Genomic DNA, 25283 nt, shown 5'->3' with positions numbered 1-25283 from the left:
TGCATGGTATGGATGCGGCCTTATTCGGCGGCAGCGTCATCCTGCTTGTGCTTGGCGGCAGTTTCCTTGATCAGGGTCTGCAGCTCGCCGGCCTGGAACATCTCGATCATGATGTCGCAACCACCGACCAGCTCGCCCTCGACCCACAGTTGCGGGAAGGTGGGCCAGTTGGCGAATTTCGGCAGCTCGGCGCGGATGTCCGGGTTCTGCAGGATGTCGACATAGGCGAAAGGCTCGCCGCAGGACATCAGGGCCTGGGAGGCCTGGGCAGAGAAACCGCAGCTGGGCAGCTTGGGGGATCCCTTCATGTAGAGGATGATGGGATTCTCAGCCAACTGCTGTTTGATCTTTTCAATAGTTTCCATAAATGCCTCACTGGAGCGATTTCGGCGGCCATTCTACTGCAATCCGGGCAGACCACAAACTGGCAAACCGTTGCGAATGAAAGAAGTCATGCATCAATACGCCGCAGCTTGATCCGGATCATGGCAAGAATCAAGGGTTGTTCGCCCATCTTTGATACTGCTACAATCGACGGGCTTTGGGCCGTCTGGCCCCCTCATTTCAAGAAAAATTCTTTTCAAGATAGAAAAGAGTACGCAATGTCTTGCAACCGTCGCCTTCGCACGGACCAGCCAATGGAGAGTAGAAAATGGCTTTCGAACTTCCCGCTCTGCCCTATGCAATCAATGCTCTGGAACCGCACATCTCCCAGGAAACTCTGGAATACCACCATGGCAAGCACCACAACACCTACGTGGTCAACCTGAACAACCTGGTGCCGGGTACCGAGTTTGAAGGCAAGTCTCTGGAAGAGATCATCAAGACCTCCACTGGTGGCGTCTTCAACAACGCTGCCCAGATCTGGAACCACACCTTCTACTGGCACTGCCTCTCCCCGAACGGCGGTGGCGAACCCACTGGCGCCCTGGCCGATGCCATCACCAAGGCCTTCGGCTCCTTCGCCGAGTTCAAGGATGCGTTCACCAAGTCTGCCATCGGCAACTTCGGCTCCAGCTGGACCTGGCTGGTGAAAAAGGCTGACGGCTCCCTGGCCATCGTCAACACCTCCAACGCCGGTTGCCCGCTGACCGAAGCCGGTACCACCCCGCTGCTGACCGTCGACCTGTGGGAACACGCCTACTACATCGATTTCCGCAACCTGCGTCCGAAGTACATGGAAACCTTCTGGGCCCTGGTCAACTGGGAATTCGTGGCCAAGAACCTGGCTGCCTGATAAGCCTTTCTTGCCAAAACGCCCCGCACTTGCGGGGCGTTTTTTTATGGTCGAATACCTGCCATCGACAACAAAGGCGCCCGCAGGCGCCTTGTGGAAGATGACCGTGCTTACTGGTCTATCTCGTCCATGTAATCGTCGAGGTTGCCATCATCCGCCGCCTCTGGTTTCTGCTCCTGGAGCTCGGGTTTGCGGCCCGTCACCTTGCCATCGTTGTACTGCAAGTAGAAGTCCTTGGTCAGGGCGTAAGGATCCAGCGCGTTGTCGATGATGCGCTCCTGATCGATCAGCTTGGAGCGGGTACCGAGGCCATCCAGCGCCCAGTGCACTACCTTCAGCGGGAAGGTCAGCAGGGCATAGGGGAAGTAGATGGTATCAATGGTATCCCCTACCAGTTGCCGGGTGGTGGTGGGACCGTAGACCGGCACCATCAGATAGGCGCCATCCCCGATGTCGGCCTTGCCGAGCACGGTGTCCATCTCCAGTGTGTTGCGAGCCAGGCCCGCATGCTTGGCCACGTCGAACAGACCGAGCAGGCCCACAGTGGTGTTGAGGGTGAAGCGGCCCAGGTTGGTACCGGCCCCTTTCAGATCACCCACCAGCAGGTGGTTTACCATGCTGCTCGGCTCGTCGAAGTTGTCCACGAAATTCTCGATGCTGTCCCTCACCCCTTGCGGGACATAGCGGGCATAGCCGTGTACCACGGGGCGCGCCACATAGGGCTCCAGCACGTCATAGTTGACGGCCCACATGGCACGGTTGGGCCCCTGGAAGGGGTCGCGAGGATCGCTGGCCGTGCTGGATGCCCCGGGGCGGCTCGGGGTCTCGCCGAGATCCAGGCTCTCCGGGCCCGGCTTGGGAGGGCCGCCCGCACAGCCCGCGAGCAGCAATGCCACCGCCAATGCTCCTGAACGCAGATACATATGAAAGTCCTAAGATTTTTTTGGGTATTGATATGAATTATACAGGGGGCCCACCCCAAGGGGTGGGCCAAAAGCATATTAGAGGGCGTGATCGATGCGGATGTCAATCGGCGCTGTGGGGATGGTGCTGGTCGGCACGGTGACAGAAACCCCTTCAAAGGCGCCTTCCTTGTTCATGACGTTGCCGCCCCGGGAGAGGCGCGCCTTGAACTGCAGCTCGGCATGGGCCGCCAGCTTGCTCCCCTCCATCATGGCATCCCCGTCCCCCAGGGAGAGGGTGAGCGGGAGATGCGGGCCTGCAATGCGCTTGACCGCGATGGGCATGGGCGGACCGTTGGGGATCACCGCAAAGACGAACAGATGGGCATCTTCCGGCATCTTGATGCCCGGCGCCAGGGTGATGTGCAGGGGGAATTCCCCCTCTTTCACCGCCAGCACCCCGGCTTGTGCCTGGCCTTCGGCAGACGGGGTAGTCACGGCGATGCCACGCTGGCCAAGCTGCTGCCTGGCGTACTCCATGGAGCGCTCCACCATGGTGTAGCGGGCCGAGCCCGGCTCCAGCAGCGGCAACATCCCCTGCCAGCGGTCGAGGGCGGTCTGGAAATCCTCTTTTTGCAGGGCCATGAAGGCGTGGACGGAGCGAGCCTCGATGTTGGCCGGGTCCTCGGTAATGACCGCCTGCAACAGTTGATCCGCACGGGCTTCCTCCCCCGTCATCATCAGGGCCTGGGCATAGGGCACCGCCACCATGGCCTTCTGGGGCGCGAGAGCGTAGGCACGCTCCAGCGCCTCGCGGGCCATCTCGGGATCATTGCCATCCAGGGTCAGACGTCCCAGCAGCAGCCAGCCACGGTAGTCGTTCGGTTCTTGTTTCAGCCGGGTTCGCAGGGCCAGGGTGAAGTCCAGCAGATCCTGCTCGGTCACCCGGGCGTCGCGCTCCACCAGGATGCGATTGCTGAGCTCCCCCAACCGGCTGCTGGCATCCTGCCAGCGGCTCACCTCCTGCCAGGCGCCGAGCTTGGCGTAGAGGCCGATGCTCACCACCGCCAGCACCAGCACACCGGGGATCCAGATCAGGCTCTTGCCGCCACGGGCGGTCTGCTCCACGTCGGGAATGTCGTCCAGGAGGCTGCGCTGCAGCTCCACCAGGGATTCCGGCTCCTCCGCCAGTATCCCCTGCTCCCGCTCCTCCCCTATCTCCAGCAGGCGCTGGCGATAGAGCTGCTTGTTGAGGGCCGAGCGACTGATGCTCTGCCTGCCCTCGCCGCGCCACAGCGGCACGATCAGCGCCAGGCTCGCCAGCACCAGCAGGGCCGCACCCAGTATCCAGAATGGGGTCATGGTTTCTCTTCCTCTTTGAGCAGGGCGGACAGCCTGGCCTGCTCTTCTGCACTCAGGGTGCCTTCAGACTGTTGCAAGGGAGCAGGGGCATGGCGGCGGCTTCGCACCACCACGGTGACGACGCCAATCACGATGACCAGCAAGGGGCCAAGCCAGAGGATCAGGGTCGAGGCCATCAGGGGGGGATCATAGAGAATGAAGTTGCCGTAGCGGGCCACCATGTAGTCCACCACTTCCTGCTTCTCCTTGCCCTCGCGCACCATCTGGTAGGTCTTGTCCCGCAGATCCTTGGCAAGCCCGGCGTTGGAATCCGCGATGTCCTGGTTCTGGCACTTGGGGCAGCGCAGCTCCTTAGTCAGCTCGCGAAAGGTCTGCTCCTGGGCGTCGCTCTCGAAGGTGTAGACATCGATGGCGGCGCGGGCCTGTCCGGCGCAGACGAGACCGGCCAGCAGCAACAGGGATGCAATCAGTGTTTTCATCGGGGAGGCCTCACTTCATGGCATCGAAGATGGGTTTGAGGGTACTGGCCCAGACGTCTGGGTTGATGTCCCCCACGTGGCGATAGCGGATGATACCCTGGCTGTCGATGAAGAAGGTCTCCGGCGCGCCATAGACACCGAGATCCAGCCCCAGCATGCCGTCCGGATCATAGAGGTTGACCTGGTAGGGATTGCCAAGCTCCGCCAGCCACTTGATGGCCTTGTCACGCTCATCCTTGTAGTTCATGCCGACGATGTAGATCCCCTGCCCCGCCAGCTCCTTGAGGTAGGTGTGTTCTCCGTAACAGGTCGGGCACCAGGTGGCCCAGACGTTGAGCAGCATGGGGCGCCCCTTGAGGATGCTCCTGTCGTGCTGCTTGCCCAGGTCATAGATGTCCTGCAGGGTGAACACGGGCACCTCCTTGTCCACCATCACGGATTCGAGCTTGGTGGGATCGGAGTAGAGCCCCTTGAACAGAAACACGGCCCCCATCAGGAAGATGATGAAGGGCAGCAGATAGAGCCAGGTCTTCTTGCTCATGCCTTGGCCTCCTCGTCACGACGTCCGAAGCGGTAGCGCTTGTCCAGCATGGCCAGCACGCCACCGAGGGCCATGAAGACGCCGCCGAACCAGATCCAGCGCACGAAGGGCTTGTAGTAGATCCGCACCGCCCAGGCGCCGTTGTCGAGCTGTTCGCCGAGCGCCGCATAGAGATCCCGGGTAACACCCGCATCGATGGCCGCCTCGGTCATCGGCATGCGGCTCACGGTGTACATCCGCTTCTCAGGTTTGAGCAGGGCTACCTGCTTGCCATCCCGGTGCACTTCCAGCACCCCCTTGAAACCGTCGTAGTTGGGGCCGTTCTTCTCCTTGATGCCGGTGAAGACGAACTCGTAATCAGCGAACTGGACGCGATCGCCGGCCTGCATCCGCAGGTCCTTCTCGATGCTGTAGTTCTGGGTGCAGGCGATGCCGATGATGCTGACCGCGAGCCCCACGTGCCCCAGGATCATGGCCCAGTGGCTGTTGCCAAGCTTGCGCACGCCGGTGGCAAAACCGTGTTTGTGGGTGGCCCGCGCCCAGGTCTCCTGCACGCTGGTGACGATGATCCAGACGCCAAGCCCGATGCCGAGCGCGGCCCAGGGCTTGAACGCCTCGGCGAAGGCCAGCGGCAGCAGGAAGGCGGCGGCCAGGCTCAGCACCAGGGCGAGGATCACCTTGCCCTTGAGCTCACCGAGCTCCTGGCGGCGCCAGCGGAACAGGGGGCCCACCCCCAGCAGCACGGCGAAGGGGATGATGAGCCAGCTGTAGATGTGGTTGAAGAAGGGGGTGCCGATGGAGATGCTGCCAAGCCCCAGCTCCTTGTGCACCAGGGGCAGCAGGGTGCCGAGCAGCACGGTGAGCAGGCCCGCCACCAGCAGGATGTTGTTGCCAAGCAGCAGGGTCTCCCGGCTCCACAGCTCGTGCTTGCCGTGGCTCTTGACCTGGGAGCCCTTGAAGGCAAACAGCAGGAGCGAGCTGCCGATCACCGCCAGCAGGAAGCCCAGAATAAACAGTCCCCGGGTCGGGTCGGAGGCAAACGCATGGACCGACACCAGCACGCCGGAACGCACCAGGAAGGTGCCGAGCAGGCTCAGGGAGAAGGCCGAGAGCGCCAGCAGCACGGTCCAGGCCTTGAAGGTGGCGCGCTTCTCGCTCACCGCGAGGGAGTGGAGCAGGGCCGTGCCCGCCAGCCAGGGCATGAAGGAGGCGTTTTCCACCGGGTCCCAGAACCACCAGCCGCCCCAGCCGAGTTCGTAATAGGCCCACCAGGAACCGAGCACGATGCCCAGCGTCAGGAAGACCCAGGCCGCCATGGTCCAGGGACGGGACCAGCGCGCCCAGGTGGCGTCCAGACGCCCCGTCATCAGGGAGGCGATGGCGAAGGCGAAGGCCACCGAGAAGCCCACGTAGCCCATGTAGAGCATGGGGGGGTGGAAGATGAGACCGGGATCCTGCAGAAGCGGATTGAGATCCCGCCCGTCCACCGGGAAATACGGCAGGGTGCGGGTGAAAGGATCCGAGGTGAACAGCACAAAAGCGGTGAAGCCCACCGAGATAAGGCCGAGCACCCCGAGTACCCGCGCCACCGCATCGAGCGGCAGGCGACGGCTGAAGAGGGCTACCGCCGCCGTCCAGCCCCCCAGGGTCAGCACCCAGAGCAGCAGCGAGCCTTCATGGGCTCCCCACACCGCCGAGATGCGGTATTGCAGGGGCAGCAGGCTGTTGGAGTTGGTGGCCACGTACTGCACGGTGAAGTCGTTGTCGATAAAGGCCCAGGTGAGGCAGATAAACGACAGCAGCAGCAGCAGGAACTGGCTGTAGGCGAGCGGGCGGGCCGCCGACATCATGCCAAGACGACCGAGATGGGCCCCGATCAGCGGGTAACTGCCCAGCAGCAGGGCGGTGGCGAAGGCCAGGATCAGTGAGAACTGCCCTAATTCCGGGATCATTGACTATTCCCTCTCGATTGCACGGAGAAACCTGCCGATTTGGCGGTATAAAGAAGTGAATTCTTGGCGCATACCGGCATCATTGCTTGGCTCCCTGCAACTGCGCCTCTGTGTATTCGGGCTTGAAGTGCATGCCGTTGGTGGCGTCGGCCACTTCCGGCGGCATGTAGTTCTCGTCGTGCTTGGCCAGCACCTCGAAGGCGGCGACCGTGGTGGCATCCTTGAGGGTGCCTTGAGCGACAATGCCCTGCCCCTCGCGGAACAGGTCCGGCAGGATACCGTCAAACTCCACCGTCACCAGATGGCCGCCGTTGTCCACCAGCTTGAAGGCTACCTTGAGGCTCTGGGGATCCCGCACCACAGACCCCGGCACCACCAGGCCACCGATGCGCAGGCGCTGCCCCTCCTCGGGCTTGATCTTCTCCGGCCCCTTCCCTTCCACCAGCTCGCTCGGGGTGTAGAAGAGGTCGATGTTCTGACTCAGGGCATAGAGCACCAGGCCAATCACGCTGACAAGGCCCAGGCTGATGGCCAGGATGATGGTGAGGCGTTTCTTGCGGCGCGGGTTCATAGGGTGTTCTCCATCTGCTGGGCTGCCTTGCGGCGTGCCTCCCGAGCCTGCTTGTTGCGCAGTTCGCCGAGCAGGCTGCGGGTCTTCAACCGGGTGGAAATGACGATGCCGACCAGGCAGAGCAGGGTCAGACCGAAGGAGAGCCAGACGTAGAAGGCATAGCCTCCCATGGCCATGAAATCACTGAACGAGGCAAAGTGCATGCTTACTTCTCCTGCCTGGCGATGTCGGCGACCCAGGGGCGGTGCCACTCCCGCATCAGCAGCTCATTGCGAAAACGCATCAGGGTCAGGGCACCGAGAAACGCGGCGAACGCCAGGATCATGATGAGCAGCGGCCACAGCATCTCGGGGGAGATGGAGGGTTTGTCAAACTTGGTGATGGTGGCCCCCTGGTGCAGGGTGTTCCACCACTCCACCGAGTAGTGGATGATGGGCAGGTTGATCACCCCGACCAGCGCCAGGATGCCGGCGGCGCGGCCCGCCACCACCTTGTCGCTGAAGGCGTTGTAGAGGGCGATGACACCCAGATAGAGGAACAGCAGGATGAGCTCGGAGGTGAGCCGGGCATCCCACACCCACCAGGTGCCCCACATGGGTTTGCCCCAGGCGGCGCCGGTAAAGAGGGCAATGAAGGTGAAGACGGCCCCCACCGGGGCGATGGCCGCCACCGTCATGTCTGCCATGCGCAGTTGCCACACCAGGCCAATGAAGGCGGCCACCGCCATGGTGGAGTAGGCGCCCATGGAGAGGATGGCGGAAGGCACATGGATATAGATGATCCTGAAAGAGTCGCCCTGCTGGTAATCGGCGGGTGCGAAAGCCAGCCCCCAGACGGTGCCGATGATGAAGGCGAGCAGGCTTGTCACGGCAAACCAGGGCAGCAGGGTGCCGGCCAGCCCATAGGCGCGCTCGGGTTTGGCATAAGGGTGCAACCATTTCCACATAGCTCACGAAACCTTTCAGTTATTAATTTTTAAGTGGCGAGGGCTACCATACCCATGGGGGAAAAACATCATATCCCCCGAAAGCAATAAGCAGCCATCCCCTTGATCTATCTCAACTATCTCGCCCCTAACAAGGCTTCAAACGAAAATCTTTTCACCAAATCAATCAGTTGACACTCACCCGCAACGCCGCCGAGATGGCCAGGGGCGTCAGGGTCAATGCCCCCACCAGCATGGCCCCCAGGATGGCGAGCTGACCGGCATAGGGCAGTCCCATGCTCGCCGCGTCGATGGCGGACGTGGCGAAGATAAGCACCGGAATATAGAGCGGCAGCAGCAACAGGCTGAGCAGCACGCCCCCCTTGCGCAGCCCTGCGGTCAGCGCCACTCCGACCGCCCCGAGCAGGCTCAGCACCGGCGTACCGAGCGCCAGGGTGGCCACCACGGCCAGATAGGTCTTCAGCTCCAGGGAGAGCAGGATGGCGAGCAAGGGGGAGACCAGCAACAGCGGCAGACCGGTCAGCAACCAGTGAGCGATTACTTTGGCCAGGGCCAGCAACCCCAGGGGATGAGGCATCAGCATCATCTGCTCCAGGGCGCCGTCACTGAAGTCGTCACGAAACAGCCGCTCCAGGGAGAGCATGGCCGCCAGCAGGGCCGCCACCCAGATGATGCCGGGAGCGATGCGGGCCAGCAACTGGGGCTCGGGCCCGATCCCCAATGGAAACAGGGTGATGACGATGAGGAAGAACCAGAGCGGGTTGAAGATGTCGGCGCGCTGGCGCAGGGCCATCAGCAACTCGCGGTGAATAAGGTGTATGACGGCGCGCAGCATGGGCTACTCCTGCAACAGCGAGGTCAGAGAGAGGGTCTTGAGCCGTCCCTGCATCAGGGTCAGATCCTGGTGGGTAGTAAGGACCACCATGCCCCCCCTGTCCGCGTGGGCGAGGAACAACTGCTCCAGCACCCTGACCCCCTGCTTGTCGATGGCGGTGAAGGGCTCGTCCAGGATCCAGAGCGCCGGTCGCTCGCTCAGCCACAGCCTGGCCAGCGCCACCCGTCGCTGCTGCCCGGCGGAGAGCTGTCCCGCGGGATAGTCTTCGAAACCGGCGAGGCCGACCTGGGCCAGCACCCGCCAGAGATCCACGCCGTCCCCGGCAGGGCCATGAAGCTTCTGGTAGAAGGAGAGATTCTCAAGGGGGGTCAGGGTCGCCTTGACGCCGGGCTGATGGCCCAGGTAAAGCAGGCTGGCGTGGTATTCATCCCGGCAATGGCGGATATTCTCCCCATTCCAGCACACCTCGCCAGCAAAGGGCTGGGAGAGGCCGGTGAGCAGGCGCAACAGGCTGGTCTTGCCCACCCCGTTGGGACCCTCAATCTGCATCAAATCCCCGGCACGCACCGCGAAGGAGAGATGTTCAAACAGGGTGCGATCTTCACGCACGCAGCTCAGATTGTTCGCTTGAAGCAGCATGGGGATGTAATCGTTGAAAATGAGGCGGCCTGCATCTTAACACAGGATCCGGAGGCGTCTTTTCAAAGATGCCAATAATCAACAGGATTTGTGGGGAAGATCGCGCCTCCACCAAAGAGATTGATGCCAAAGGATTATCACCGTCCCGGCATCGAGAAAGAAGTGGCCACGGGCCGAACAGAAAGCGGGGAGGCACCGGCCTCCCCGCGACACATCCGTCAGCTGCGTCCCTTTCGCAAGGAAATAAGCAGCTCCGCTTCCGCCTGGGGCAACTCGCACTCGCTCATCACCTCGTCCAGATCGGCACCAAGCTCCACCATCTTGGCGGCGCGGCTGTAGAGGCGGCGCTCCGGATCCTGCAACGTCAGCTCCTGCTGGCTGTCGTGGATCTTCTGCATGGCCCCTTCTGCGGCTTGCAGACGCTGGCCCATGCCGATGGCGCCCGTGTGCAACTCCATCATCTGCTTGCGCAGACTCTCGAGCTGCCCCTGCAGCGCTTCCACCCTGGCCTCGGACTCTCGCTGGCGACGACGGTGCCCCAGGATCCCGTAAAGGGCCAGCACCAGTGCGAGCAAGGACAACCCCAAGGCTGCAAATTCAATCATCAAACCATCACCTTACCGTCACAGGGAGGCGGACAGGTGCCATCGCCCCCGTCCGCACGTTCCCGTCCCTGTTACAGGGAACCAATGTCTTCCCACTCTTCGTCGGAGAGCAGCTTGTTGAGATCCACCAGGATCAGCAGTTGGCCGTCACGGTTGCTGACGCCCTGGATGAACTTGGCGCTCTCCTCGGTGCCTACCGCCGGGGCGGCATCGATCTCGGAGGAGCGCAGATAGACCACCTCGGCCACGCTGTCCACCATGATGCCGATCACCTGCTTCTCCGCCTCGATGATGACGATGCGGGAGTTCTCGCTCACGTCCCCGGCCGGCAGGCCGAAACGGGAGCGGGTATCGATGACGGTCACCACGTTGCCACGCAGGTTGATGATGCCCAGCACGTAGTCAGGTGCACCCGGGACCGGAGCGATCTCGGTGTAGCGCAACACTTCCTGAACCTGCATCACGTTGATGCCATAGGTCTCGTTTTCCAACTGGAAGGTCACCCACTGCAGCACTTCGTCTTCGGCCAGATTCTGTGCAATATTGCGCTTCTCTGTCATCTTCTTGATCCTTGTATGAACCCGTCAACGGGTAAAATTAGCAATAAAACCATGGCGATGCCGACGTTGTCAGCGGCCTTCGATGTTCACGCCCCGGCCAAGCAGCAGCAAGAGCTCCCTGACGTGCAGCAGGGCACACATCTTCTCCTTGACCATGCCGGCCAACCAGGGGCGCTTGCCCTCCTGATGGCGCCACTTCACCTGGTCCCGGTGCAGCAGTTCTGTGCCCTTCAACTGGTGACAGGCCAATCCCCAGGGTGATTCTCCCAGCATAATCAGATATTTGTAATCGTCCATCTCCAGATGCTGGCCCGGCATGACCCACTGGGCCGTGTCCACCACGTTCATCTTCTGCTCGCGGGAGGTCATGATCCCCTTGTACCAGCCCGGCTGGCCGAAGAGAGAGGTCACCTCCCCCAGTTGATGGATGCCCCCCAACTCGGTCAGAGGCACCGCAAACGTCACCCCGGCCACGTCGAAGAAGAGCGCCTGAAACTCGTTGCCGGTATCCAGGTTCTCCCAGGTCGACGGTGCGGGCGCCGCTTCGAGGGCGGGTGCGGGTTCTGCCACCGCGAGGGCGACGGGCTCGACCTCCTCCACCACGGCTTCCACCACCGGCTCTGCCAGGGCGACCAGAGGCTCACTGTCAACCACCTCTGCCTCGAGCTGGAATGGTTCGACATGCACCTCTTCGTGGCTCAGGGCATCCATCTCGAACTGGACCTGTCCCACCTGGGCAAGCAGCTCGCTCAGCTGGGCCAGTCGGGTATCGGTTTCAAGATAGGGGGTGGCAGCCACCTCCGGCACGGCGACGGTCTGACGTTGCAACGCAGGGGCCGGTGCTTCGTCTTCGGGATCTTCCCGCAGCAGGGCATCGTCCAGCAGCAGGGAGTGGAAATAGTCGTCCATGGCCCGAACCTGGGTGGTCTCTCTCACGGCATCACCTCCTGGGTCCGTTGACGCTCCAGCGCGTCGAGATGGTTGAGCAGGGTCTCATAGGCATAGGTGCCCCGGCTGCCCGGTGCATAGATGGAGGGAGGAATGTGCACCAGACTGGCATCCCTGAATTTGGTGTCGATGGGAATGACCGCATTCCACACCGCCTCCCCATACTGCTCCTTGATGGACTGCAATGTCATCAGGGAGGCGCGGGTACGCTTGTCAAACATGGTCGGAATGATGGTGTAGCGGAACTTCTCCCGCTTGGAGCGCTGCATGATCTCGAAGGTCTTCATCATCCGCTCCAGCCCCTTGAGGGCCAGGAATTCGGTCTGTACCGGCACCAGGATGCGATCGCAGGCCGCCAGCGCGTTCACCATCATCACCCCCAGCACCGGCGGACAGTCGATGAGCACGTAGTCGAACTGATCCTGCACCCGCAGCAGAGCGCGCTTGAGCACCAGCCCCATCCCTTCCCGGTTGCCCATCACCCGATCCAGCGTGGCCAGGGTAATCGAGGCGGGCAGCAGGCTGATGTTCTCGAATCGGGTCTTGAGGGTCATCCGGTTGACCAGCTCGGCGCTGGGTTTGGCCGCCTGGAACAACTCGTACAGGGTGCCTTCCAGCCTGTCCGAGTCGAAATCGAGATAGGAGGTCAGGGAGGCGTGGGGGTCGGTGTCGATCAGCAGTACCCGCTGGCCACGCTGGGCCAGAATGCCCGCCAGGGAGACGACCGTGGTGGTTTTACCGACTCCACCTTTCTGATTGGCAACCGTCCAAACAATCACTGTATCAATCCTGCCTTGTTGTTATGCGTATGCCCCCACCGGGCAGCGCGATCACCCTGATCTTTTCACTGTCGACACTCTGCGGTGCGTCCTGCACCGGTGCCCCCGTCAGCGGTTTGACGGGGGCTGGCGGCACCCAGGCGAACCTGGATATGGCGACCACCACCTTGCGATTCTGTAATCGTCCCTGCTCGGTGCCATTGTCGACGAAGGGGGAAAACTCTCCGTACGCCTCGTAGGCGAGCCGACCGGGAGCCACCCCCTTGCCCACCAGGGCATTGAGCACTGCCTCGGCGCGGGCCGCTGACAATGTCCAGTTGGAGCGGAAAATTTCGTTGTTTATCGGTTGGTTATCCGTGTAGCCCCGCACCCTGACATAGTTATCGACCGGTTTGAGAATACCTGAAAGCGTATCGAGCACGGGTGCGGCATTGTTCCCCAGAAAAGCGCTGCCACTGTTGAACAGGAGACCTGAACTCAGCTCCACCGTCAGCCAGTTGTCATCCTGCGCAAGCTTCACCACCCCCGCATCGACCAGGGCGCCCATGGACTCCTGGATCTGCATGTCGATCTGCGCAAGAGCCGTGCCATCTTGCGAGACGGGCGTACCCGTGATGGGGGCACGCGAGGGGGACGCAGAGGCCTGGCTCTCCAGCAGGCTGGGGGCGGCCGAGACCGGGTTGTCCAGCAAGGAATTGCCCCGCCCTTCCAGCAGGCCGTCGCTGCGCGGCGCCTGGTTGAAGGCCTGGGTCATGCCCTCGATGACGGCGCGGTACTCCTCCTTGTTGACGATGGCAACGGAGTAGAGCACCACGAAAAGGGCGAAGATGAGCGTCATGTAATCGGCATAGGAGACCAGCCAGCGATCGAGATGCTCTCGCCCTTGCAGGTGCAAACGATAGCGCTTGCGCATGGCTACTCCCCTTTCAGATAAGCCCGTAACCGCCTTTCAACCTGCAGGCCGTTCTCCCCGTGGGCGATGGCCAGAAGCCCCTCCAGGGTCATCTCCTGATAGAGGCCGTAATGGTAGTGGAAGGCGCGCAACCGATTCGCAATCGGCAGATAGAGCAAGTTGGCAAAGCCCACCCCGTAGATGGTGGCGACGAAGGCCACGGCAATGCCCGCCCCCAGGGTGCCTGGCTCCTCCAGATGAAACATGGCCTGGATGAGGCCAATCACGGCCCCGATGATGCCGATGGTGGGACTGTACCCCCCCATGGACTCGAACACCCTGGCCGAGTGCTCGTTGCGCTCCTGCTCGATGTCGATGTCCGCCTCCAGCAGGCTGCGGATATCCTCGATGGAGACGCCATCCACAATCATGGAAAGCCCCTGGCGGGTGAAGGGATCGGGCTCGGCCTCGGCCTGGTTTTCCAGCGCCAGCAAGCCTTGCTGGCGGGCGAACTGGGCCCACGCCTTCAGGCGCTCGGCCTGCTCCGCAAGATCCAGCTGCGGCGGAAACAGCATCCAGGTTGCCTGCCTCAGGGCACTGAGCAGGTACCTGCGGGGAGTCTGCAAGATCACCGCCCCCCAGGTTCCCCCGACGACGATGACAAAGGCCGGGCCATCCAGCAGGGTCAGCAGGCTCCCGCCATGCCACCACTGGGCGATGGCGACGGCCCCCAGCGCCAGCACCAGGCCGAGCATGCCCATGGTCAGCGACCCAACTCGACCAGAATGCGCTGGGCCACCCGATCCAGCGGCAGGGATTCGCTTGCTATGCCCGCCTTGGCAACGGCCTGGGGCATGCCATAGACCACGCAGGAGGCTTCATCCTGCGCCCAGATGGTCGCCCCCTGCTCCTTGAGCAGACGGGCACCATCGCGGCCATCCGCACCCATGCCGGTCAGGACGATGGCCAGCACCTTGTCGCCATAGGTCTTGGCAGCGGAGGCGAAGGTGATGTCCACGCAGGGTTTGTAGTTGACCTTGTCATTGCCATCGATGATGCGAAGACGGGCACCGGGCCCACGCCCTTCCAGCAGCATCTGCTTGCCACCGGGGGCAAGATAGGCCTGACCCGGCTTGAGCACGTCGCCATCCTGCGCCTCCTTGACCCCTATCTGGCACAGCCCGTTGAGGCGGGCGGCAAAGGCAGCGGTGAAGGTGGCCGGCATGTGCTGGATCAGCAGAATGGGATGAGGGAAATCCCCCGGCAGCTTGGTCAGCACGTTCTGCAGTGCCACAGGCCCGCCGGTGGAGGTACCGATGGCAACCAGCTGGTAACTCTTGCCACTGCGCTTGAACGCGGCGGGAGCCGCCGCGGCTCGCGCAGGCTCGGGCTGGCGTTCGGCCAAGGGACGATTCAGGGCCCCCGTGACGGCGGGCCGGGCGGCAGGCTCGGGGGCACGGGGCCGGGTCGCCATCAGGAAGCGTTTGCGAGCGATCTCCTTGACCCGCTGCTGCAGCAGGTTGACGGCTTCGTCCTTGTCGCGGGCGATGTCTTCAAACTTCTTGGGCAGAAAATCGAGGGCGCCCGCATCCAGCGCATCCAGGGTTGCCTTGGCTCCCTCGTGGGTCAGGGAGGAGAACATCAGGATGGGGGTCGGACACTTGGCCATGATCTCGCGCACGGCGCTGATGCCGTCGAGCACCGGCATTTCAATGTCCATGGTAATGACGTCGGGCCGCAACTGCTGCGCCTTGTCTACCGCCTCCCGCCCGTTCTGGGCCGTGTCGATCACCGTCATCAGGGGATCCTGATTGATTATTTCGCTGACCCGACGGCGGAAGAAACTCGAATCGTCGACCACTAATACCTTGACTGCCATTGTTATTCTTTTAACTCCTTGAGCCTGGCGCTCAGTGGCGACGGGCATAGGCCTTGAGCAGGCTGGGCACATCCAGAATAAGGGCGATGCCGCCGTCGCTGGTAATGGTAGCGCCGGCCATGCCAGGGGTACCTTGCAGCAGGTTGTCCAGGGGCTTTATCACCACCTCTTCCTGACCGATGAGGTTGTCTACCACGAAGCCCACCTGCTGGGTGCCGATCTGGACGATGACCACGTGGCCCTGGTCCTGGCGGGCCGTCTTGCCGGCACCGCGTACCAGCCACTTGTGCAGGTAGAAGAGCGGAATCGCCTTGTCACGGACGATGATGGTGAGCTGGCCATCCACCACGTTGGCCTTTTTCAGATCCAGGTGGAAAATTTCATTCACGCAACCGAGGGGCAGGGCGAAGGTCTGCTGACCCACCTCCACCATCAGGGTCGGCAGAATGGCCAGGGTCAGGGGAACCTTGATCTCGAGACGGGTGCCCTTGCCCCAGGTGGAATCGATGTGCACCGAGCCATTGAGGCTGACGATGCTGGTCTTCACCACGTCCATGCCTACTCCACGGCCGGAGATGTCGGAGATCTCCGACTTGGTGGAGAAGCCGGGGGCGAAGATCAGGTTGTAGGCATCGTTGTCGCTCATGCGCGCCGCGCTGTCAGCATCGAGCACGCCACGGCTGATGGCGATGGACTTGAGCTTCTCCGGGTCCATCCCTGCGCCGTCATCCTCGATGCAGAGCAGAATGTGGTCCCCTTGCTGGGAGGCGCTCAGGGTGATGGTGCCCTGACGGGGCTTGCCCGCCTTCTCGCGCACGTCCGGCATCTCGACGCCATGGTCGCAGGAGTTGCGCACCAGGTGAACCAGGGGGTCGGCCAGGGCCTCCACCAGGTTCTTGTCCAGATCCGTGTCCTCACCCACCATCACCAGCTCGATCTCCTTCTTGAGGGTACGAGCCAGATCGCGCACCACGCGCGGGAAGCGGCCGAATACTTTCTTGATAGGCTGCATGCGGGTCTTCATGACCGCGCCCTGCAGATCGGCGGTCACGACGTCGAGGTTCGCGACAGCCTTGGACATCTCTTCGTCATTGCTGGCGATGCCGAGGCTCACCAGGCGGTTTCTCACCAGCACCAGTTCGCCCACCATGTTCATGATGACGTCCAGGGTCTTGGTATCCACCCGCACCGTGGTATCGCTCTGTACCGCGCTGCTCTCGGCGGGAGCGGCCTGCTTGGCAGGGGCGGCCTTGGCTGGCGCTGGGGGCTCTGCCGGCGCGGGTTTGGCGGCCACCGGCGCCTTGGGCGGCGTCACCGGGGCTGCGGGTGCCGGGGCCTTGGGTTCGGGAGCGGGCGTAGGAGCAGATGCCAGACTGTGCTGGGGCCCCTGCCCACGGCCGTGCAGTTCATCCAGCAGGCGCTCGAACTCATCGTCGTCGATGAGCTCGTCCACCTCTTTCTGGACCGACTGCAAAGGTGCCAGATCGGGGGCACCACCGTGCTGGCCCTGACCATGGAGCTGGTCGAGCAGGGCTTCGAATTCGTCGTCTGTGATGTCACCTGAACCGCTCAGCACGGGGGCGGCAGAGACCGTCGGCGCTTTGCCGACACCGTGCAGCTCATCGAGCAGGCGTTCAAATTCGTCGGCGGAGATCTCGTCGATGGAGCCACCGCCATTGACGGCGACAGGCGCCACCTCGGCGATGACCTCGGGTTCTGGTACGGGTTCGGGCTCAGGCTCGGGTGCTGGCTGGGCCGCCACGCTGGCGGTACGCAGCTGCTCCTGCCCTTCCGGCTTGCACAGCTCGTGCAGATCGTGCAGCAGATCGGGAGAGGCGGGGCTTATCTCTTCGCGGTTCTGGACCTGGGCAAACATGACGTTGATGGCATCCAGCGCCTGCAAGATGACATCCATCAGCTCGGCACTGAGGGTCCGCTTGCCGTTGCGCAGCATGTCGAACAGGTTCTCGGCACCGTGACAGACATCCACCAGTTCGGTGAGAGAGAGGAAACCCGCTCCCCCCTTGACGGTGTGGAAGCCGCGGAAGATGGCGTTCAACAGGTTCTTGTCATCGGGCCGCTTTTCCAAGTCGACCAGTTGTTCAGACAACTGTTCCAATATTTCTGATGCTTCGACCAAAAAGTCTTGCAGTATGTCTTCATCAACTTCGAAGGCCATGCGTCACTCCATTAGAATCCCAGGCTAGACAGCAGATCGTCCACATCATCTTGACCATTGACCACATCTGAGCGGGTCTGCGGGTTCATGATGGGGCCTTCCGCCTCGATGCCGCTCACTGGCAGGCTACGTGCCGAATTGTCGCTAACGCCCTCACCGAACATGGTCAGCATCTCTATCAACTTCGTTTCAACTTCCTGCACCAGTTTGATCACCTTGCGGATCATCTGACCGGTCAGGTCCTGGAAATCCTGAGCCATCAGAATTTCCGTCAGCAGTTGTCGTAACTTATCGGCATCCGTCTCAGAAGCCTTAATAAAATCATTCAGTTGATGGCACAGCGCCTTGAATTGACCCAGCTCGAGATCCCGGCTCATCAGGGCATTCCAGTTGGGCATGACCAGCTGAATGTTGTCGTTGAGTCGATCGGCGATGGGAAGGCTTGCCTCGACCGCATCCATGGTGCGATTGGCCGCCTTGTCCGTCATGTCGATGACATAGCTCAGACGCTCCCGGGCATCCGGGATCTCATGGGTGGCCAGGTCGGGGATCCTGGGATCCAGGCGAAAATCCTGCAATGAGTTGTGCAATTGGCGGGTCAGCTGCCCCACCTTGTCAAACAGGGCCGCCGCATTGGGGGCGCACACATCGGCGAGGATGGTATCGGCCTGTTCAAACTCTTCCCGCTCCAGGTGGGCAACCAGCATCCTTGCCTGGTCAAGCGAGATCATGGCACTCGTTTTGGCCTTCATCCCTGCCGCTCCTTAGCCGATACGTTCAAAGATTTTGTCGAGCTTCTCTTTGAGGGTGGCAGCGGTGAACGGCTTGACGATATAGCCATTGACCCCGGCCTGGGCGGCTTCGATGATCTGCTCGCGTTTGGCTTCGGCAGTGACCATCAGAACCGGCAGGTGCTTGAGCTTGTCGTCGAGGCGAATCGCCTTGAGCAGGTCGATGCCCTGCATGCCGGGCATGTTCCAGTCGGTGACCACGAACTGGAAGTCGCCATTTTTCAGCATCGGCAACGCCGTGTTGCCATCGTCTGCTTCATGGGTATTGTTGTATCCCAGGTCACGCAGCAAGTTCTTGATAATCCGGCGCATCGTTGAAAAGTCATCGACGATGAGGATTTTCATGTTCTTGTCCAAAGTTCCTCCTAAATAGCCGCCAAGACGGCTCACTTACATGATGCAGATCGCAGGTTTTATGGTGCGGATTATGCCTTAGAGTTGTGCTCCAGTGTAGCCAGTACAACCACTTATAAATTCCAATCTCGCAAACGGGCGCGCAGCCTGTGCATGGCCTGACTATGAATCTGGCTCACGCGAGACTCACTCACACTCAATACTTCACCGATCTCGCGCAGATTCAGCTCTTCATCGTAATAAAGGGACAGCACCAGCGCCTCCCGCTCCGGCAGGCGGGCGATGTGCTCCGCCAGGGCCCCCTGGAAGCGCTCGGCCGCCAGATCGTCGAATCCTCCCTGACCGTTGCCGTCATCGGGATGACCGATGACATCTTCGCTGACGCCCAGATCCTCGATGCCGATGATCTTGCCGCAGGAAACATCCTGCAGCATGGCATGGTACTCCCCGAGGGACACCCCCATATTGGCGGCCACCTCGGTGTCTCTGGCATCCCGGCCATGGGCCTGCTCCACGTTCTCGATCGCTTCTGCGATGGCACGGCTGTTGCGGTGCACCGAACGGGGCACCCAGTCCCCACGGCGGATCTCGTCGAGCATGGCACCACGGATGCGGATGCCGGCATAGGTTTCAAAGCTGGCGCCCTTGCTGCCGTCAAAGTTGCGGGAAGCTTCGAGCAGCCCAATCATACCTGCCTGGATCAGGTCATCCAGCAAGACACTGCTTGGCAGGCGAGCCAATAAATGCTGGGCAATCCGCTTGACCAGCGGAGCGTGTCGCTCAACCAGCACGTAGGAATCCTGATGACGCAAGTATGCTTGGGCTTTATTCACGGGAGTCTTCCTGTGTTATGACCGGCTTTTGCAACAAGTTTTCCAGGAAAAATTCGAGGTGGCCGCCCGGCTGATTCGGGATGGGCCAGCTCGCCGCCTTGTTCGCCAGGGCACGAAATGCCAGGGCGGCAGGGGATTTTGGAAACGCTTCAACTATCAGTTTCTGCTTGCGCACCGCGGCCCGCAGATTGGTGTCGTAAGGCACGCAGGCCACCAGTTCCAGGGAGGTATCCAGGAAGCGGTCGGTGACCCGGGTCAGCTTGGCGAACAGCTCCTGCCCCTCGCGCAGGGAGCGGACCATGTTGGCCACCACCTTGAAGCGGAACACACCGTGATCCTTGGAGAGGATCTTGATGAGCGCGTAGGCATCCGTGATGGAGGTGGGTTCATCGCACACCACCACCATGATGTCCTGGGCGGCACGGGTGAAACTCAGCACCATGTCGGAAATCCCCGCCGCCGTGTCCACCAGCAACACGTCCACCTGGGTCTTCATCTCGCTGAAGGCGCGGATGAGCTCGGCATGTTGTACCGGGGAGAGCTCGACCATGGACTGAGTGCCCGAGGTGGCCGGCACTATCATCATGCCGTAGGGCCCCTCGACGATGATGTCGTCTATGGTGCACTCCCCGGCCAGCACATGGGAGAGGTTGCGATGCACCCTCAGCCCCAGCATGACGTCGACGTTGGCCAGACCAAGGTCGGCGTCCAGCACCAACACCCGCTTGCCCTGGGCGGCCATGGCTCCCGCCACGTTCAGGGTCACGTTGGTCTTGCCGACGCCCCCCTTGCCTCCGGACACGGCGATCACTTTCACTCGATTGTTTTGACGCATTTTGCGCAGACCACTCGCCTGATCCATATACATGTTACTCATAAAACTCCGAATCTTCGGATTCGCCAAAACCCGATCCCCAGAAATAGGGATCTTCTGCTTCCCGTTCCAGCGACCCCATGGCGGCACCGACCAGCAGCGCCGCGTTGGCAACTTGAATATCTTCCGGCACCCGTTGCCCGTCGGTGATGTAACTGATGGGCAGGGCGTTTTGAATGCACACGTTGATCACTTCACCCAGATTCAGGCTCTCGTCGAGCTTGGTCAGAATGCAGCCAGAGAGCGGAATGCGCCGGAAGTGATCCACCGCCTCCTGCATCACCCGTCGCTGGGAGGTGGCCGACATGACCAGATAACTGCGGATGCGCACCTTGGCATTCTTCACCAGGGTGTCGAGCTGTTCGGTCAGGCGGATATCCCGCTGACCCACCCCGGCGGTGTCGATGAGCACCAGCCGGCGATGGCGGAACTGATAGAGGGCACTGGCCAGCTCTTCGGCGTCCCGCACCTGACGCACCGGGCAACCCATGATGCGACCATAGGTCTGCAACTGTTCGTGGGCACCGATCCGGTAGTTGTCCGTAGTAATGAGCGCCACCTGCTCGGCGCCATACTTCATGGCAAAGCGGGCCGCCAGCTTGGCGATGGTGGTAGTCTTGCCCACCCCGGTCGGTCCGAGCAGGGCCACCGCCCCCCCCTGACGCAGGATCTCGTCCTCGCTGATCTTGAGCTGGGCCGTCAGCACCTCGGCCAGCTGGGCCATGGCCTGATGGATCGGCATGTCTTCGGGGATGAGGCCCGCCAGCTGATCGGCGAAGGCATCGTCGAACCCCATCTTCTTGAGTTCCTTGATGAGCAGGGCGCGCATGGGTTCGCGGCGCTCCACCTCCTGCCACATCAGGCCGGAGATCTGGTGCTCCAGCAGCTTGCGGATGCTGGCCATCTCCTTGCGCATCCCCTCCATCTCCTGATCCCGCTGGGCGGACTGGGCCTGGCGCGGGGCGGCGGCAGGACGGGCCTTGGGCTTGGCGGGCTCGGGAGCGGCGCCCCACTGGCCCTGTTCGGCCAGGGTTCTGGGAGCACTGGCCGCGCCCGCCAGTCCGGCGGACTGGGTGCCGGCAGCGCTATTGGCGGGCCAGGAGGCCGAGGCTGGCTGACCGTTGCCCGCTCCGCTGCCAGACCATGATCCCGGGGCGCCATTGCCACCCGCCGGGTTGGCCGGATTGAGCTTCTGCTGGCGTGCCAGCAGGGCCGCCAGGGTATCGGCGTAGTATTCGTTCTGTTCCTTGGGTGGCGCCGACCTCGTCATCTGTTTGCCCGCAGACGAGATATTGACGCTCTCTTCATTCAACTGACGGCGAACCGGCGCGTCTTTGGGCCCCGGTACCTGGGATTGATAATCGACGGCCGCGACTATCTCCACCCCACCGGTGACCTTTTTGTTGGACATGATGACGGCATCGGGTCCGAGAGTCTCCTTGACCTCGGCCAGCGCCGTGCGCATGTCTTTGGCAAAAAACCGCTTAATCTTCACCCGTCATCTCCGCTAACTAGCCCTGTCCCACCGCACTGACGATGCGGATCTGCTTGTCGTCAGGCACTTCCTGATAGGACAGCACGCGTAATCCAGGAATGGCATTCTTGACAAATTTCGCCAGGGTATTGCGCAATATCCCCGATGTCAGAAGCACGGCCGGCTGGCCTTCCAGTTCTTGTCGTTGAGTGGCTTCCACCAGGGAGCGTTGCATCCGCTCCGCCAGTCCCGGTTCGATACCGGCGCCATCTCCCCCACCTGCTTGCAGGGATTGATGCAATATACGTTCCAGTTCTGGTGACAAGGTGATCACCGGCAGCTCGGGCTCGGGGCCGGCAATCTCCTGCACAATCAATCTGCGCAGGGCTATCCGGCAGGCTGCGGTCAGCACTTCCGGGTCCGGGCTGCGGGGCGCATATTCCACGAGGGTCTGCAGGATAGTGCGCATATCGCGAATTGGCACGCCTTCATTGAGCAAATTCTGCAATACCTTCACCAGGTTGCCCATGCTGATCACCTCGGGAACCAGTCCTTCCACCAGCTTGCTCTGATGCTTCCCTATCATGTCGAGCAGTTGTTGCACCTCGTCATGACCCAGCAGCAGCGCCGCATGGTTGGAGAGGATCTGGCTCAGGTGGGTAGCCACCACGGTGGCCGCATCGACCACGGTGTAGCCAAGGGTCTGGGCCTGGGAGACCTGCTCCTTGGCGACCCAGACCGCCTCCAGCCCGAACGCCGGGTCCTGGGTGGCGATACCGTGGATCTGGCCGAACACCTGCCCCGGGTTGATGGCCATCTCCTTGTCGTGATAGACGGTGGCTTCCCCCGTGCTCACGCCCATCAGGGTGATGCGGTACTGGTTGGGGGCAAGATCCAGGTTGTCGCGAATGTGGACGGCAGGCACCAGAAAGCCCAGCTCCTGGGAGAGCTTCTTGCGCACCCCCTTGATCCGGTTGAGCAGCTCTCCCCCCTGGTTCTTGTCCACCAGAGGTATCAGCTGATAACCCACCTCCAGGCCGATGATGTCCACCGGCATGACGTCGTCCCAGCTGAGATCCTTCTGCTCCACCGGGGCATCCCCCTGGGCCGGCATGAGTTCGCCGCTCGCCGCCTTCGCCTTGTTCTGCTTCTCGCGGCGCAGCAGCCACCAGGCGCCCGCCGCCGCCACCGCCCCCAGGCTCAGGAAAGCCAGGTGCGGCATGCCGGGTACGCTGCCCATCATCAGCAGGATGCCGGCGGAGATCACCAGCGCCTTGGGATTTTCGAACAGTTGGCCGAGTACCGCTGTCCCCATGTCCTGGTCGGTATTCTGACGGGTAACGATGATGGCCGCGGCAATGGAGAGCAGGAGCGAGGGGATCTGGGCGACCAGACCGTCACCGATGGCGAGCAGGGTATAGACCTGGGCCGCTTCGCCGAAGGTGAGCTGGTGCTGCATCATGCCGATGATGAAGCCGCCGATGATGTTGATGAAGAGGATCATGATGCCGGCGATGGCATCCCCCTTCACGAATTTGGAGGCACCGTCCATGGAGCCGTAGAAGTCCGCTTCCTGAGTCACGTCCTGACGGCGCTTCTTGGCCTCTTCCTGGTTGATGAGACCGGCGTTCAGGTCCGCATCGATGGCCATCTGCTTGCCGGGCATGGCGTCAAGGGTGAAGCGGGCGCTCACCTCGGAGATCCGGCCCGCACCCTTGGTGACCACCACGAAGTTGATGATCACCAGGATCATGAAGACGATGATGCCCACGGCATAGTTGCCGCCGATCACCACGTTGCCGAACGCCTCGATCACATGGCCTGCCGCCGCGCTGCCGTTGTGGCCTTCCAGCAACACCACCCGGGTGGAGGCGACGTTGAGGGCGAGCCGCAGCAGAGTGGCGATCAGCAAGACGGTGGGGAAGGCGGCAAATTCCAGGGGGCGGCGGGTATAGACCGCCACCAGCAGCACCACGATGGAGAGGGCGATGTTGAAGGAAAAGAGGATATCCAGCATCAGGGGCGGAATGGGGAGTACCACCATCCCCAGAGAGGCCAATACCAGCAGCGGCGTCCCTACCCCTCTGCTGAGCAGCCACTTGTACTCTTTGAAACGGCCCAGTCCCGCTTTGAATCCCATCGTGCATCTCAATGATAAACTGCCAATAGCGGATTAAAGCAAATATCAAGCCAAGGATTCAATGCATTGATCTATATGGTTTTTATTTTAACGCTGTCAGAAGTCCGTCGTTGGCGTCACGGGGAATGGTGACAGGGGGGAAGCTGCCTTCACCAAGCCGGCCAAAGGCCAGCCCAGGCCATGGGGCGAGGCGCCGCGCCTCGACAGGGAGATTGCGGCCTTGTTTGCGACACAGGGAGAGACCGGATGGTGGGGCCATCCCACCGCTTTATTTGCGAAACGCGGGGGGCACAAGGGAGAGCACCCGGGATCAGGCTGCCACCACTGCGTTATTTGCGAAACTCGGGGGGAATGGGCAGATCCTTGGCGATGGGGGTCGGGCGCCGGCCGCGGCCACGGCGGAACTTCTTGAGCTGATAGACATAGGCCAGCACCTGGGCGACGGCGGCGAAGAGCCCCTCCGGGATCTCCTGGCCAATCTCGGTGGCGTGGTAAAGGGCCCGGGTGAGCGGCGGGGAGGACATGACGGGGATGTCGTATTCGCGCCCGATCTCCCGGATCTTCATCGCCACCTCGTCGACCCCCTTGGCCAGTACCTTGGGCGCCGCCCCCGGCTTGCCCGCATCGTATTTGAGCGCCACCGAGTAGTGGGTCGGGTTGGTGATGATCACATCGGCCTTGGGGACATCCCCCATCATGCGGCGCATGGCCATCTGCATCTGCAACTGGCGTATCCGCCCCTTGACCTCGGGCTTGCCTTCGCTGTCCTTGAACTCGTCCTTGATCTCCTGCTTGGTCATCTTGAGCTGGCGATTGTGGTTCCAGCTCTGGAACGGCACATCGATGGCGACAATGGGGATCAGGGCGCAGCAGAGGATGATCAGCATCCAGAGCAGCAGGTCCAGGGCATCGACGATGCCGCCGGGAAAGCCCTCAAGAGAGAGATTCAGCAGATGGTTGAACTGGCTTGACAGCATCCACCAGGCGAACAGACTGATAAACACCACTTTCGCGATGGATTTGACAAGTTCCACCAGGGATTGCACCCCGAACATCCTTTTGATGCCGCTCAGGGGGCTCAGCTTGCTCCACTTGGGCAGCATGGCCTCGGAGGAAAAGTTCATCCCGCCGAGCAGGGTGTTGCCGACGAAGGCGGCGATGATCACCAGCATGAACAGCAGCCCCAGAGGCTGGATCAGCTCCCCCAGCAGGGCAGGCACCATGGCCCCCATGGCATTGGGGTCGAACGCCTGATCCCGGTCCAGGGTAAAGCCCATGGTGAGCACCTTGATCATGGCCCCTGCCAGACTCTCCTTGATCATCAGGAGGCCGAACACGGTCGCCAACAGGACGCTGGCGGTACCCAGCTCCTTGGAACGTGCAATCTGCCCTTTTTCCCGGGCTTGTTGCAGTCGTTTGCCCGTGGGTTGTTCTGTGCGTTCCTGATCGGTATCAGCCATGCTGGCCTCCTGCCGGCATCAGCCGACTGGCGGCCCGCCAGAGTGGCGGCA

27 protein-coding genes are annotated in these 25283 nt (G+C 61.8%); 1 reads left to right on the top strand and 26 read right to left on the bottom strand.

The window, feature by feature from the left end; translation table 11 throughout:
* Positions 1–20: 20 nt before the first annotated feature.
* Positions 21–365 carry a Grx4 family monothiol glutaredoxin gene (locus tag I6L32_RS13145; RefSeq protein ID WP_010673955.1) on the bottom strand — a complete coding sequence of 115 codons (345 nt, stop codon included), beginning with the start codon at positions 363–365 and terminating at the stop codon, positions 21–23.
* A 287-nt stretch (positions 366–652) separates the two neighbouring features.
* Here I6L32_RS13145 and sodB point away from each other — a divergent pair, with 287 nt between their 5' ends.
* Positions 653–1237, top strand: a complete 585-nt coding sequence (gene sodB, locus I6L32_RS13140; protein ID WP_010673954.1) for a superoxide dismutase [Fe] — start codon at positions 653–655, stop codon at positions 1235–1237.
* A 110-nt stretch (positions 1238–1347) separates the two neighbouring features.
* Here the strand turns inward: sodB and I6L32_RS13135 are convergent, their stop codons facing one another.
* The 25 genes from I6L32_RS13135 to flhB form a co-directional block, all read right to left on the bottom strand.
* Positions 1348–2160, bottom strand: coding sequence for a VacJ family lipoprotein (locus tag I6L32_RS13135; protein ID WP_029314176.1), 813 nt, complete (start codon positions 2158–2160; stop codon positions 1348–1350).
* Between the two features lie 78 nt (positions 2161–2238).
* A complete protein-coding gene (gene ccmI / locus I6L32_RS13130; RefSeq protein ID WP_104452537.1) occupies positions 2239–3501 on the bottom strand; it encodes a c-type cytochrome biogenesis protein CcmI in 1263 nt (420 codons plus the stop codon).
* Complete coding sequence (locus I6L32_RS13125; RefSeq protein ID WP_143237236.1) at positions 3498–3980, bottom strand: cytochrome c-type biogenesis protein; 483 nt, start codon at positions 3978–3980, stop codon at positions 3498–3500. The genes ccmI and I6L32_RS13125 overlap by 4 nt, the downstream gene beginning before the upstream one ends.
* 10 nt (positions 3981–3990) lie before the next feature.
* On the bottom strand, positions 3991–4521 hold the full coding sequence (locus tag I6L32_RS13120; RefSeq protein WP_041215578.1) for a DsbE family thiol:disulfide interchange protein: 531 nt from the start codon (positions 4519–4521) through the stop codon (positions 3991–3993).
* Positions 4518–6473 carry a heme lyase CcmF/NrfE family subunit gene (locus I6L32_RS13115; protein ID WP_216943993.1) on the bottom strand — a complete coding sequence of 652 codons (1956 nt, stop codon included), beginning with the start codon at positions 6471–6473 and terminating at the stop codon, positions 4518–4520. Before I6L32_RS13115 ends, I6L32_RS13120 begins: the two co-directional genes overlap by 4 nt.
* Before the next feature lie 79 nt (positions 6474–6552).
* Positions 6553–7044 (bottom strand): cytochrome c maturation protein CcmE, encoded by a 492-nt coding sequence (ccmE, locus tag I6L32_RS13110; RefSeq protein WP_048207244.1) that lies wholly within the window; start codon positions 7042–7044, stop codon positions 6553–6555.
* Positions 7041–7247 (bottom strand): heme exporter protein CcmD, encoded by a 207-nt coding sequence (gene ccmD, locus I6L32_RS13105; RefSeq protein ID WP_039039901.1) that lies wholly within the window; start codon positions 7245–7247, stop codon positions 7041–7043. The genes ccmE and ccmD overlap by 4 nt, the downstream gene beginning before the upstream one ends.
* Before the next feature lie 2 nt (positions 7248–7249).
* Complete coding sequence (locus I6L32_RS13100) at positions 7250–7990, bottom strand: heme ABC transporter permease (RefSeq protein ID WP_010673946.1); 741 nt, start codon at positions 7988–7990, stop codon at positions 7250–7252.
* Between the two features lie 166 nt (positions 7991–8156).
* A complete protein-coding gene (gene ccmB / locus I6L32_RS13095) occupies positions 8157–8825 on the bottom strand; it encodes a heme exporter protein CcmB (protein ID WP_010673945.1) in 669 nt (222 codons plus the stop codon).
* Positions 8826–8828: 3 nt separating this feature from the next.
* Entirely contained in the window at positions 8829–9464 is a 636-nt protein-coding gene (gene ccmA, locus I6L32_RS13090; RefSeq protein WP_039039903.1) for a cytochrome c biogenesis heme-transporting ATPase CcmA, read from the bottom strand.
* A 218-nt stretch (positions 9465–9682) separates the two neighbouring features.
* Positions 9683–10069 carry a DUF2802 domain-containing protein gene (locus I6L32_RS13085; protein ID WP_010673943.1) on the bottom strand — a complete coding sequence of 129 codons (387 nt, stop codon included), beginning with the start codon at positions 10067–10069 and terminating at the stop codon, positions 9683–9685.
* Positions 10070–10140: 71 nt separating this feature from the next.
* Positions 10141–10629 carry a chemotaxis protein CheW gene (locus I6L32_RS13080; protein WP_010673942.1) on the bottom strand — a complete coding sequence of 163 codons (489 nt, stop codon included), beginning with the start codon at positions 10627–10629 and terminating at the stop codon, positions 10141–10143.
* Between the two features lie 69 nt (positions 10630–10698).
* Positions 10699–11565: a chemotaxis protein CheW gene (locus I6L32_RS13075; protein ID WP_104455537.1), complete on the bottom strand. Its 867-nt coding sequence runs from the start codon at positions 11563–11565 to the stop codon at positions 10699–10701.
* Positions 11562–12356 (bottom strand): ParA family protein, encoded by a 795-nt coding sequence (locus I6L32_RS13070; RefSeq protein WP_010673940.1) that lies wholly within the window; start codon positions 12354–12356, stop codon positions 11562–11564. The genes I6L32_RS13075 and I6L32_RS13070 overlap by 4 nt, the downstream gene beginning before the upstream one ends.
* Positions 12357–12360: 4 nt before the next feature.
* The gene (locus I6L32_RS13065) at positions 12361–13269 is read right to left on the bottom strand and encodes an OmpA family protein (protein WP_010673939.1); all 909 of its coding nucleotides are present in this window, start codon (positions 13267–13269) and stop codon (positions 12361–12363) included.
* Between the two features lie 2 nt (positions 13270–13271).
* A complete protein-coding gene (locus tag I6L32_RS13060; protein ID WP_216943992.1) occupies positions 13272–14009 on the bottom strand; it encodes a flagellar motor protein in 738 nt (245 codons plus the stop codon).
* A gap of 2 nt (positions 14010–14011) precedes the next feature.
* Positions 14012–15127, bottom strand: a complete 1116-nt coding sequence (locus I6L32_RS13055) for a chemotaxis response regulator protein-glutamate methylesterase (protein ID WP_042865170.1) — start codon at positions 15125–15127, stop codon at positions 14012–14014.
* Between the two features lie 31 nt (positions 15128–15158).
* Positions 15159–17306 (bottom strand): chemotaxis protein CheA, encoded by a 2148-nt coding sequence (locus I6L32_RS13050; protein WP_216943991.1) that lies wholly within the window; start codon positions 17304–17306, stop codon positions 15159–15161.
* Positions 17307–17317: 11 nt separating this feature from the next.
* On the bottom strand, positions 17318–18058 hold the full coding sequence (locus tag I6L32_RS13045; protein ID WP_041212633.1) for a protein phosphatase CheZ: 741 nt from the start codon (positions 18056–18058) through the stop codon (positions 17318–17320).
* A gap of 12 nt (positions 18059–18070) precedes the next feature.
* Complete coding sequence (gene cheY, locus I6L32_RS13040) at positions 18071–18454, bottom strand: chemotaxis response regulator CheY (protein WP_010673934.1); 384 nt, start codon at positions 18452–18454, stop codon at positions 18071–18073.
* A 110-nt stretch (positions 18455–18564) separates the two neighbouring features.
* A complete protein-coding gene (locus tag I6L32_RS13035) occupies positions 18565–19284 on the bottom strand; it encodes an RNA polymerase sigma factor FliA (RefSeq protein WP_041212632.1) in 720 nt (239 codons plus the stop codon).
* Entirely contained in the window at positions 19277–20152 is an 876-nt protein-coding gene (locus tag I6L32_RS13030) for a MinD/ParA family protein (RefSeq protein ID WP_041212631.1), read from the bottom strand. The genes I6L32_RS13035 and I6L32_RS13030 overlap by 8 nt, the downstream gene beginning before the upstream one ends.
* Position 20153: 1 nt before the next feature.
* On the bottom strand, positions 20154–21653 hold the full coding sequence (flhF, locus tag I6L32_RS13025) for a flagellar biosynthesis protein FlhF (protein WP_216943990.1): 1500 nt from the start codon (positions 21651–21653) through the stop codon (positions 20154–20156).
* A gap of 16 nt (positions 21654–21669) precedes the next feature.
* Entirely contained in the window at positions 21670–23772 is a 2103-nt protein-coding gene (flhA, locus tag I6L32_RS13020) for a flagellar biosynthesis protein FlhA (RefSeq protein WP_010673930.1), read from the bottom strand.
* A gap of 329 nt (positions 23773–24101) precedes the next feature.
* Entirely contained in the window at positions 24102–25232 is a 1131-nt protein-coding gene (gene flhB / locus I6L32_RS13015) for a flagellar biosynthesis protein FlhB (RefSeq protein WP_041212629.1), read from the bottom strand.
* Positions 25233–25283: the final 51 nt, after the last annotated feature.

This window comes from Aeromonas sp. FDAARGOS 1402, assembly GCF_019046925.1.
Taxonomy (GTDB): domain Bacteria; phylum Pseudomonadota; class Gammaproteobacteria; order Enterobacterales; family Aeromonadaceae; genus Aeromonas; species Aeromonas caviae.
Note: the sequence above shows the minus strand (reverse complement) of the source record. Positions and strands in the feature narration are given on the sequence as shown.